The organism is Neptunicoccus sediminis, assembly GCF_001719615.1.
In the GTDB taxonomy this organism is placed as follows: domain Bacteria; phylum Pseudomonadota; class Alphaproteobacteria; order Rhodobacterales; family Rhodobacteraceae; genus Amylibacter; species Amylibacter sediminis.
In genome coordinates this window covers 1-10,105 of the sequence record NZ_MDVX01000058.1, presented here as the reverse complement: position 1 = coordinate 10,105, position 10,105 = coordinate 1, and the positions used below count along the sequence as shown (strand labels likewise).

Below are 10,105 nucleotides of genomic sequence, written 5' to 3'. Positions count from 1 at the left end.
TGTTCGAGAATGGTTTGCGGCCCGCAATCATTTCGCCATAATGTTCGAGGATCGCTTCAATGCGTGACTGTATCTAAAACCCGCATGGGCCAGACCAGATACACAAAGTTTATGACACTCCCAGCGCATTGGCAGGTCTCGAAAACTGCAATCTTTATTATACTACAAACTACGACGATTTTCTTGAACGGGCCCTCCATTTGTCCGACCGAGACGTTGTAACAGTCTCATCAGAACACGAACTAAGCCAGTCGCTGCACCAAAAAACGCAAGTTGTGAAGTTCCACGGCGATTTCAATCGACCTGAGGCTATGGTGCTTACCGAGTCGGATTATGATCGAAGAATGATGTTCGAAGATGCGCTGGACCTCAAAATGCGTTCGGATGTTCTGGGAAAAGTGATCCTGTTCATTGGATACAGCTTTAACGATGCAAATGTTGCCTACTTGTTTCGAAGATTGAACGATGTTTTCGGTAAACTTCCGCAGTCTTTCGTCGGCAAAAGAGCATACATAGCATATTCTAATCCGTCAGATTTTGAACGACGCTTATTTCATGCAAGAGACATTGAGGTCATCTCAGTCGATGGAAATCAACGAGAAGAGGATATTGCGGGCCTTTTGGAGGGGATGGCAAGCTGATGAAAAAAACTCGTGTCAGATATGCGACCCAGAGCAGCTTCAAGCAACAAGAAGTGAAACAGATCATTCTATCCACGAAGTTCTATAACCGTTTTGGAGCCGAAGTGAATGCCAATGACCATTTCAAGGTGATGTTCCCCAAGGTCTCCACAAATGAGCCGTTAGAACGCAACCTTGAAGCAATGGTACGCCACAAGGCCATTTCGGCTTATCAGCGTATTCTGGAACCTTGTATAGTTGAGCATGCTGGCTTGATCCTCGAGAGCTACAGCGAAAAGAGTTATCCCGGCGGCCTTACGCAACCGATGTGGGATGCTCTCGGAGCCGAGGGATTTCTTAGTAGTGTAACTTGGGCCGGGGAAAAGGTGACAGCGAGGGCAGTGGTCGGCTATTGTGACGGTATGAACGTCAACACGTTTGTCGGTGAAACCACCGGAAAGTTTTCGCAAACACCACGAGGCGCGCGCGAATTTTATTGGGACACCGTATTCATTCCCGATACTGGCGACGGGCGAACCTACGCGGAAATTTCTGCTGAAGAAGGCGGTCTTATAGAAAAGGTTAAGTTGTCTCAGTCTAGAAAGGCCATGGTAAAGTGTCTTGAGTTTATGCTGGGACAGGATCCAATCATGTTTCCCCGATAATAGAGCCCTTGTTCACAAAGACGAGTTCTAGTTTAATCCACAGGTCGTGACTACAGACAGCACCATATTTCGCGGCTGCTCGAGTGTGTCCTTCGACTTGCCGCAGCGCAACATCGGAACGACCGGGCGAAGGTCTGCAAAGGGCCGTTCGCGTAACATTACAAACTCCACTTCCTGCGCTCAACTGCCGTACATTCTGGTCGCAACGAAAGTCGGTATTCCGCCCAGTGGTGTCCGACAACACGATAAGACACCATTCCCACCAATGCGTGGGGGAGGCCGTACGAGAAGCGTAAAGTACGAGTTACCGACTGCAATGTGTAAGCAATTCTTCAACTGCGAAATGTAAGATAAAATTGTAGATGCTTTTTGTATCTGATGCACAACGACTAAGTAATATTATGCATTAAGGCCTTGACGATATGACCGCCGGAGGCATCCAAAACTCTACTATCCGGCGAACCTGCGCGGCGAGGTTTGGGGCCGCCACGCCTGCTTGTTGGCTACACGACAATCACGACCTTCCCGATGGCTTTGCCGCTTGCCAGCCGGTCATGGGCCGCGCCAACCTCGTTCAGTGCAAAGCGGGGTGCATCGACGATCGGCTTTAGCGCGCCGCTGTCAACCAGCCGCGCGAGTTCGGTCAGAATCGCCCCGTGGTCCGCGCGATCCTTGTTATAGAGCATCGGGATCAGCATGAAGACAATGTGGAGCGATGCCCCCTGCAGGTGGGCCGGCGACAGGTCAAGCTCGGCCAGTGCCAGTGTTGTTGCCACATGCCCGTTCAGGGCAACCGCATTGAAAGAGTTCGTCAGGTTCGCCGCCCCGACTGTATCAAGGACCACGTCAAATCCGGCGCCGTTCGTGTATTCGGCCACATAATCCTCTACGGTTTCCGCCTTAAAGTCGATGGCCGTTGCACCAAGGTCGCGCACAACGGCAAGCCGCTCGTCGCCGCCGTCCGTGGCGTAAACTTCCGCGCCGAGGGAACGGGCCAGTTGCACCCCGATATGTCCAACGCCGCCGGAACCGCCATGCACCAGCACTTTCTGCCCTGCGGTCACGCCCGCGCGTTTCAGCCCCTCATAGGCGGTGATCCCGACCAGCGGAATGGCCGCGGCTTCGCGCATGGACAGCGACTTTGGTTTCTTTGCGATCAGCCGCGCATCTGCTGGCATGTACTGCGCCAACGCACCCTGCAATTCGGCAAGACCGCCCGCACAACCGTATACTTCATCGCCCACCGCGAAATCAGTTACGCCTGCGCCAACCTCTTCGATGGTGCCGGCAAAATCCATGCCGAGCACGGCCGGCGTGGCAGGAGAGAACCCGAGGTCGTTCCCCATATTGCGGATCATGGTATCAACTGTGTTCACGCTGGTAGCCTGAACGCGCAGGACCACCTGACCGGCCTCTGGGGTCGGCTTGGGCAGGTCAATCTGCGCGAAGGGGGCTTCGGGGCCGTATTTGGACAGAGCCATAGCTTTCATCGGGTATTCCTTTCGGTGTTTAATGTCCCGCCTGACCTAACACGTCCTTTGTTGAATATAATCCAGACAAATCAGAGTTCAGTTTTCTGATTTGAAATATAATTTTTTACTTATATTTGGGGCTGCCCTGATCTGCCTGACATCTTGGCTCACGCGGCAGACTGTCCCGGCAAGGGGGCGAAACTGTCTCAAACTGTCTCATGTTGAGACAGTTTTTGCAGACACACGGCTAACCGATAACACCCGCGTTGTTTTGCTGACGGTCCGGCGCAACGCTCCTCCCAGTGTTTCTAGCGGCAAACATGCCGCGCACAAGGGAGGAGGGATTCATGTCACCAACACGCGAAGACCAGCATTGGATGTATCGTAACATGGTCACGAGCCGCCGGTTCGAGGAAGCCATCGCAAAGATCTATTTTGAGGGGAAATCCCCCGCCTTCAACATGGCCAACGGACCAATTCCGATCCCGAAAATGCGGGCGCGCATGCTCGGGGATGGCATGGCCATTGAAGAGGAGCTCGACCGGATCGAAGCCGAAGCCGCGGCCCGTGTGGACGCCGCGATCAAATTCGCCCGCGAGAGCGATAATGCAGCCCCCGAAGACGCGCTGACGCGTGTGGCATGCGCCCGTACCAACAAACTGACAGTTACTGAAATGACGGGCGGGACATTTACCGTCTCGAACCTTGGTCTTACTCGGGTTGAACACTTCACGCCGATTATCAACGCATCGCAAATCTGTATTCTCGGCATTGGTTGCATGACCGATCGCGCCGTGCGCAGCGCGGAAGGCGGTATCGAACTGCGCCCTCATGTGGGCCTGTCGCTGACCTTTGACCATCGCGCATTGGATGGCGCACCGGCGGGCGATCTTCTGACGACAATCTGCGCAGAAATCGAAGGGATGCAGCTGTGAACAGCGCCTTAACCCCCGTGGACAGCGCAGCCGACGGGCTGGCACTCGAGGCAGCGGCTTTCGCCGCAGATGGTTTGGTGATCTGTCTGTGGAGCCCGCGCCGCCGCGCGCTCGTCTGTCCGGCGAATCTGCGGCGCAGAGAGGGATTTGACAGGGCACGGCACAGGTCTGCCGCTAACGGATGGCCGGTCTATCTGCGCCCCACGGGGGGCGGGGCTGTGCCGCAGGGACCGGGTGTATTGAACCTTGCGCTGGCTTTCACCGCACACCAAAGGTTCACGATTGAGGACGGATACCGTCTGATCACGCGGGTCATTTGCGATGCAATACCTGCCGGATGGACAACCGGTGCGACACCTTACAGCTTTTGCGATGGCGCGTGGAACATGTCCCTGACCGATCGCAAGGTGGTTGGCACTGCGCAACGTATCCACCCGATTGGTGGCGGGCGGCGGCGCATTCTGGCCCATGCGCTGATCCTGGTCAAAGGCGACATTGCCGCCGGCGCCGCGGCGGTGGGGGGATTCCATCGCGATCTTGGGCTCGGGCCGGTCAAAGCCGGAGTCCATACAACACTGGAATCAGTCCTTCCTACACCGCGCGATCCGGTGCAAACGCTGGCGGTTTCCCTGCATGACAGGGCGCAGCAAGAGATTGCCCGCCCTACCCCGCGCCCCGACAGCATCGCAGCATAAACGCGGCCATAGATGACCGCCACGACCAAAAATTATTCATCCAGGAGGACCCTACCAATGACGGCTTATTCAATTTTTGCAGTCTCACCCACATCCGAAGACTGGATTCCCAGCTATATCGCGCCGGTGGGTGAGATTATCGCAAAACATGGTGGCAAGTATCTTGCGCGAACCACCGATCACGCGCAGGTCGAAGGCACAGACCAGCCCGCCGCCCTTCGCGTCATTCTGGAGTGGCCGGACGCACAAGCCGCCCGTGACTTCGTAAACGATCCGGACTACGCGCCCTATCTTGCAGCCCGCACCAACGGGTCAACCAACTCTCACTTTATCGTTGAGGGCAAGGACGACCTGGTCTGATAAACTGCTAAAAACGCAGCGGTGTCCATTCCGGCACCGTTGCGGATCACAGCCCGATTAGGATCACCGACAGACCTGACAATCCCGTTCAGCTTGGCCGACTGATCCCGTAGCGCTTTAGCTTTCGGTTTAATGTCGCCCGCCCTATTCCCAGCTTGCGAGCGGCTTCACTGACATTCCATCGACTGCTGCTCAGCGCATCAAGGATCAAGCGCCGCTCGTCATAGACAAGCGCGGGGGTCGTCGTGTCGGCCAAAGATTGCGATTTGGCGGCTGGCAGGTCGGTCGCGCCGATACATTGCTGTAGGTCAAACAGGCTGATCAGGTTGTTCCGGCAAATTCCGAGAGCTACTTTAAGCACCCGCCGCAGCTCGCGGATATTGCCGTGGAATGGTAGCGTGCGGATGGTCTCTGACGCTTCGGGACTAAAGGCAACCGTGTGACCGGCCACTTGCGAGGCTCGCACAAAACGCGGGCTTGTTGCAGCGCGATCCGCAGATGGTCTTTGTCATTCTCACAGTCACGCAGTGTCGCACAATCCAGATCACAGACCGGCGCGTCACAAGCCTCGGATTTTGTTAGTGCGGTGACAAGAGCGGACTTTCCTGTGCCGGTTTCTCCTTGCAGGTGCAGGATTTTAGTGCGGGCCAGCGCGTCTTGTGCCTGACGGCAGGCAGCGGCCATTCTGTAACTGCCGGTCGCCAACTGTTGCAGTGATGGCGGCAGGCGCCGCTGTTTGATCTGACGGGTCGCAAGGGGCATCCCCCCTTGTTGCGCCCGTGACCCATCCGGCAACGTGACCGCGAAATTCAGCGCCGCCCCCCCCACGCCCGGCAGCGAGAGCACCTGTGAGGGAACGTTCATCAAAATGCTGCTGTCGGCATTAAAGACCGCCTCAAAAGACTGACCTTTCAGGGTTTTCGCATCGCCACTTTCAAGAAACGAAGCAATGGTGGATGTCGCACCGACGATCATTCCGGCCTCATCCACCGCAACAAGGGCATTGTCTGAAAGCACATGCGCCCGACCACTTTGGGAAACCGTGACCAGCATCGCGTCCCTGAACTCTTTTTCGAACAGATTGCGCTGGATGCGATGTGCGGTTTTCGCCAGAATCTGTTGTCCAAACAGATAATCCGCGCGATTGCCACGATCCACGGAGACCAGATTGATCGCACCAATCACGACGCCGCTGGCATCCAGCACCGGAACGCCAGTACAGGCAAACCGCCGGAGGCTAGAGAAATAGTGATCCGTGCCACGCACAGTGACCTGTCCGATCTCCCCCGCGACCGAGGCCAGTTGCTGGAAAATCCCCTGACGCCCGCCGGTACGTTCGACGATCTGCTCCAGCCGGGGTGCAATTTCAGAGGATTGCAGGCGAAGGATCGGACGGCCCGTATCGTGCAGCAATTTATGCCGCCGCTTGCACCTGTCCCAGGATGCGGCAATCGCATCCGTGTGTTCTGAGGCTCTGAACCCTCCCATCTGTTCTCCTCCCGCCTTGGATGTTAACGCGCACCTCCCCGTGCGGTAAAGTCCTGTGCCAAGTCTTAGGGGCCGGTCAGTTCACGGATCGCGGCCATTACCTGCGTAACATGCTCTCGCTCCGCGGCTGCCTTATGGGGCCGTGCAAACCGCCCGTTATCGTTGTCGAAATACTGGCCCGAGGCAGTGGCAAATTCGTCCGAAACCGCAGCGCGGCGCAGGATGTCCGCCCCGATTTGCAGGTCGTTGCCCGCGATACCATAGGAGTCCCTGACCATTTTCGATGCAAGCAGCGACCCGGGATTAACCGCGACAAACACCGGGCCTTCGGGGTGCTCCGCTGCCAGTTCCTGCGACCAGATCGTCAGCGCGAGCTTACTTTGCGCGTAAGCTGCGGAGTAATCGAGCGCTACAGTCCCGCGCAAAGCCCCCACATCCACCGGAGCCTGCGCCGCCGAAGATAGGCTAATCACCCGCCCGTCTTTCGGGATGATCGGCAACAGCCCGCGGGTCAACACGCAAGGGGCGAGCGTGTTAACCATGAAACGCACATCCAGCCCGTCCACGGTTCGCGTCTCTGCCGTTTTTAGTACGCCGGCATTGTTCAGCAACACGTCAAGGCGGTCATGTCTGGACCGGATGGACGTGACCAAAGCATCCACTTCTTCCAGCCGCGAAAGATCGGCGCGATAGGTCTCGGGGCTGCCGCCCAGATCGCGCGCTGCAGACGCCAATTTGTCATCGCTGCGTCCGTGGAGAAGCACAGTATGACTATCAGCGGCAAGCGTCTTGGCCGTCAACAGCCCGATCCCGTCCGTTGCGCCAGTAATAAGAATCGTCTTTGTCATACGTAATCTCCTAATTCGCACGCACGGCAGCGGCTGTCGATGTTCGTGCGGATCATCGAAACGAACCGCGGGGCCGGAGACAGCCGATTTTCTCGCGCTGGCTTGCGGGTGTTGGCGTCCTTCGATGCCCGACCTATCAACGGCATCTGCTGTCAGGGCGGCGTGGCCGTGCGTTACCCGTAACGATATGACTTGCAATTTACAGAATAAAGCAGGGATAATTGAATTCACTTTTCCGATATTGGATATAATGGATGGATACCGATCACCTGCGCCTCTTTGTGATGGCCGCCGAACGCCTTAATATAAGCGCCGCCGGACGTGCACTTGGCCTTGCACCCGCTGTGGCGAGCGCCCGTCTTGCCAAACTGGAAACCGAACTCGGGGTGGAATTGCTTCGAAGAACGACCCGCAAGGTATCCCTGTCGCTGGAAGGTTCGGATTTCCTGCCCTATGCCCGCGAAATTCTGGCACAAGCGGACGCGGCGCAGGCGGCACTTGGCGGGAAGGATGTCGGTCCCAAAGGCACCCTGCGGTTCGCTGCGCCAAGCAGTTTTGCACAATTGCATATCATGCCGCTGCTGCCGGAATTCCGGTCACACTTCCCTGATCTGACGCTGGATCTGCGCCTCTCTGACACCAACTTTGATGCCATCGAAGGCAGCTTTGATCTCGCCCTGAGAAGCGCACCGCTGTCTGATAGCAGCTTGAAAGGACGTAAACTTTCGGATGACACCCGTATCCTCTGTGCGTCTCCCGATTATTTGACATCCCAAGGCACCCCGACGCATCCGTCCGAGTTTGCCAGCCACCATATGATCGCATGGTGCAGCCTTGAAGCGCGTGAATTGATCAACACCAACGGCGAAACCGCCCTGCTTGACCCGCAAAAAATGACGTGCAGAACAATCTTGGACGACGGTGACGCACAAAGAGAAGCGGCCGTGGCGGGGGTCGGCCTCTCGATAAGCTCGCTCTGGAACGTCGCTCACGAAATCAAAGCCGGCCGTCTGGTCCGAGTGCTCCCGGAGTGGACCCTCAACGAGCGCACGCTCCTGTGGCTGGTCTATCCGCGCTCAAACGTTCTGACCCCCAAAACCCGCATTTTCATAGATTTCCTGATCGACCGACTGGGAAACCGCGCCGACTGGTCAGCGTAATACTTGGTAACTCCGGAGTAGGTCAGTAGAAACACGGGGCCGCCGGAAGGCCGGCGAACGCACTTAGGATACCGCCCCCGTTTCGGCACAAAACAGACCTAAGGCGCCTGACCTGAGGGAATCGCCCCCTATCCCCAACGCAAAAAGCCACCCGAGGGCGGCTTTTAAGCGACTGACATTACATCAGGATTTTGGTTGCGGGGGTAGGATTTGAACCTACGACCTTCAGGTTATGAGCCTGACGAGCTACCGGGCTGCTCCACCCCGCGCCAATGCGTGTGATGTAACTCTCTTGGCGGGGAGGTTCAACGGCTAAATGACCCTTTCTTGACAGTTTCTTCACATTTTTTATCTAGCCTACCAAAGAAGGGCGCGCATTCAGGCTCTCCACGTCGAATCCGGCGATTGTTTTGTACTGACCGGCCACATCAGCCAGTGCATCCTCGCCCAGAACGTCACTGATCTGCGCAAATCCATCGGGGGCAAGCGTTGCGACCTCGTCTAGGATCTTGTCCGGACCGTCCCCCCGATTGGCGAGGACGATTCGGTTCACCGCCTCTCGCCGGATCGACTCGTATTCTTTCAGCGCTGCTGGTGCCGTTCCGTGATCCATCAGGCAGCGGGTCAGTACACGCGCGTCCAGAATGGCTTGGCTGGCACCGTTCGACCCGATCGGATACATCGCATGGGCGGCGTCCCCCAGCAATCCGGTACGGCCGAAGGTCCAGCGATCCAGCGGGTTTCGGTCCACCATCGGGTATTCATAGACGGTTTCCGCACCCCGGATCAGCGCTGGTATATCTAGCCAGTTAAACGTCCAATCCGCAAACAGCGGCAGGAAATCAGAGAGCTGGCCCTGACGATTCCAATCCTCCCTATTCCACAGATACTCCGCCGGTTTGGACAAATCCGCGATCCAGTTGATCACCTGCCGCCCGTCGGGAAGAATCTCAATCGGGTACACCACAAATTTTTGGTCCTTGCGGCCCGCCATCGCCATCGTAGCGCCGCTTAGAAACGGTTCCGAAATCGTCGTGCCGCGCCACATAATCGTGCCCCCCCAATGGGGCGCACCCTCCCCCGGCACATACTGCGCACGCAGCGCCGAATGTATCCCGTCAGCGGCGATGCAAAGCTGCCCGCGCTCCCGCAATCCATCGGCAAAAACCACCTCGACCCCATCATGAAAATCGTGGGAGCTATGAACCCTTCGCCCGGTCTCAACCACATCATCGCCCACCCGCTCTTTCAGCGCCTCCAGTAGCATCAACTGCAACTTGCCGCGATGTACCGAATATTGCGGCCAGTTATAGCCCGCATATCGGCCACGCGGCTCTGCCCAGATGTAGCCACCCTGCCGCGAAAAATAGGCCACTTCTTTGGTTCTGATGCCAAGCGAGTTCAGCCTGTCGGCCAAACCCATCTCGGTCAGCTCCCGTACAGCGTGGGGCTGTAGGTTGATCCCCACACCCAAAGGTGCCACCTCCGCCACCGCTTCGAATATCCGAAAGGGGATCTGTTTGTCCTGCAAGCTTAGCGCAAGTGTAAGCCCGCCAATACCGGCACCTGCGATTAATACGGTCATAAGCGATCCTCCCCACAGGCAATGTTACAGCGCCAGTATCAGAGAGCTACGGCAAAAATGGAGATGAGAGATTAGTGATAGAAAAAGCGCCGGCCTTTCCCACGAACGCAAACGGCCGCCCTGTTATGGGCGGCCTGTTTGTGTTGTTTTTGTTATCGTTTAGGGAGCTTTTTGTTAATACTTACTAGGTTTGGCAGTGACTTACTCTCCCACGTCTTAAGACGCAGTACCATCAGCGCGACAGTGCTTAACGGCCGAGTTCGGGATGGGATCGGGT

General features: G+C 56.8%; 11 protein-coding genes, 1 tRNA gene and 1 rRNA gene. 6 read left to right on the top strand and 7 right to left on the bottom strand.

The features are described from left to right. Positions 1-128 precede the first annotated feature (128 nt). Both BFV97_RS18120 and BFV97_RS18115 read left to right on the top strand, forming a co-directional pair. On the top strand, positions 129-641 hold the full coding sequence (locus tag BFV97_RS18120) for an SIR2 family NAD-dependent protein deacylase (protein WP_157888374.1): 513 nt from the start codon (positions 129-131) through the stop codon (positions 639-641). Next, positions 641-1,285 carry a non-canonical purine NTP pyrophosphatase gene (locus tag BFV97_RS18115; RefSeq protein ID WP_069301757.1) on the top strand — a complete coding sequence of 215 codons (645 nt, stop codon included), beginning with the start codon at positions 641-643 and terminating at the stop codon, positions 1,283-1,285. The genes BFV97_RS18120 and BFV97_RS18115 overlap by 1 nt, the downstream gene beginning before the upstream one ends. 503 nt (positions 1,286-1,788) lie before the next feature. On the opposite strand, the gene BFV97_RS18110 is transcribed toward BFV97_RS18115, so the two are convergent. Further along, positions 1,789-2,775: a zinc-dependent alcohol dehydrogenase family protein gene (locus BFV97_RS18110; RefSeq protein WP_069301756.1), complete on the bottom strand. Its 987-nt coding sequence runs from the start codon at positions 2,773-2,775 to the stop codon at positions 1,789-1,791. A gap of 329 nt (positions 2,776-3,104) precedes the next feature. On the opposite strand from BFV97_RS18110, the gene BFV97_RS19120 reads away from it, so the two are divergent. The 3 genes from BFV97_RS19120 to BFV97_RS18095 are packed head-to-tail and all read left to right on the top strand — an operon-like array spanning position 3,105 to position 4,747. Then, positions 3,105-3,692: a 2-oxo acid dehydrogenase subunit E2 gene (locus BFV97_RS19120; protein WP_245667832.1), complete on the top strand. Its 588-nt coding sequence runs from the start codon at positions 3,105-3,107 to the stop codon at positions 3,690-3,692. Beyond that, positions 3,689-4,387 (top strand): lipoyl protein ligase domain-containing protein, encoded by a 699-nt coding sequence (locus BFV97_RS18100; RefSeq protein ID WP_069301755.1) that lies wholly within the window; start codon positions 3,689-3,691, stop codon positions 4,385-4,387. Before BFV97_RS19120 ends, BFV97_RS18100 begins: the two co-directional genes overlap by 4 nt. A gap of 57 nt (positions 4,388-4,444) precedes the next feature. After that, complete coding sequence (locus tag BFV97_RS18095) at positions 4,445-4,747, top strand: DUF1330 domain-containing protein (protein WP_069301754.1); 303 nt, start codon at positions 4,445-4,447, stop codon at positions 4,745-4,747. 88 nt (positions 4,748-4,835) lie between these two features. On the opposite strand, the gene BFV97_RS18575 is transcribed toward BFV97_RS18095, so the two are convergent. From BFV97_RS18575 to BFV97_RS18085, 3 genes are all read right to left on the bottom strand, one after another. Then, entirely contained in the window at positions 4,836-5,198 is a 363-nt protein-coding gene (locus tag BFV97_RS18575; RefSeq protein WP_483814931.1) for a helix-turn-helix domain-containing protein, read from the bottom strand. Next, positions 5,096-6,235, bottom strand: a complete 1,140-nt coding sequence (locus BFV97_RS18855) for a sigma-54-dependent transcriptional regulator family protein (RefSeq protein WP_069301753.1) — start codon at positions 6,233-6,235, stop codon at positions 5,096-5,098. The genes BFV97_RS18575 and BFV97_RS18855 overlap by 103 nt, the downstream gene beginning before the upstream one ends. Before the next feature lie 65 nt (positions 6,236-6,300). Continuing rightward, positions 6,301-7,083, bottom strand: a complete 783-nt coding sequence (locus BFV97_RS18085) for an SDR family NAD(P)-dependent oxidoreductase (RefSeq protein WP_069301752.1) — start codon at positions 7,081-7,083, stop codon at positions 6,301-6,303. 254 nt (positions 7,084-7,337) lie between these two features. Here BFV97_RS18085 and BFV97_RS18080 point away from each other — a divergent pair, with 254 nt between their 5' ends. Continuing rightward, positions 7,338-8,243 (top strand): LysR family transcriptional regulator, encoded by a 906-nt coding sequence (locus BFV97_RS18080; protein ID WP_069301751.1) that lies wholly within the window; start codon positions 7,338-7,340, stop codon positions 8,241-8,243. 192 nt (positions 8,244-8,435) lie between these two features. Here the strand turns inward: BFV97_RS18080 and BFV97_RS18075 are convergent. The 3 genes from BFV97_RS18075 to rrf form a co-directional block, all read right to left on the bottom strand. Continuing rightward, positions 8,436-8,512: transfer RNA gene (locus BFV97_RS18075), tRNA-Met, on the bottom strand. An 83-nt stretch (positions 8,513-8,595) separates the two neighbouring features. After that, positions 8,596-9,828, bottom strand: coding sequence for a flavin-dependent oxidoreductase (locus BFV97_RS18070; protein ID WP_069301750.1), 1,233 nt, complete (start codon positions 9,826-9,828; stop codon positions 8,596-8,598). A 188-nt stretch (positions 9,829-10,016) separates the two neighbouring features. Continuing rightward, positions 10,017-10,105: ribosomal RNA gene (rrf, locus tag BFV97_RS18065) — 5S ribosomal RNA — on the bottom strand; the annotation flags it as partial.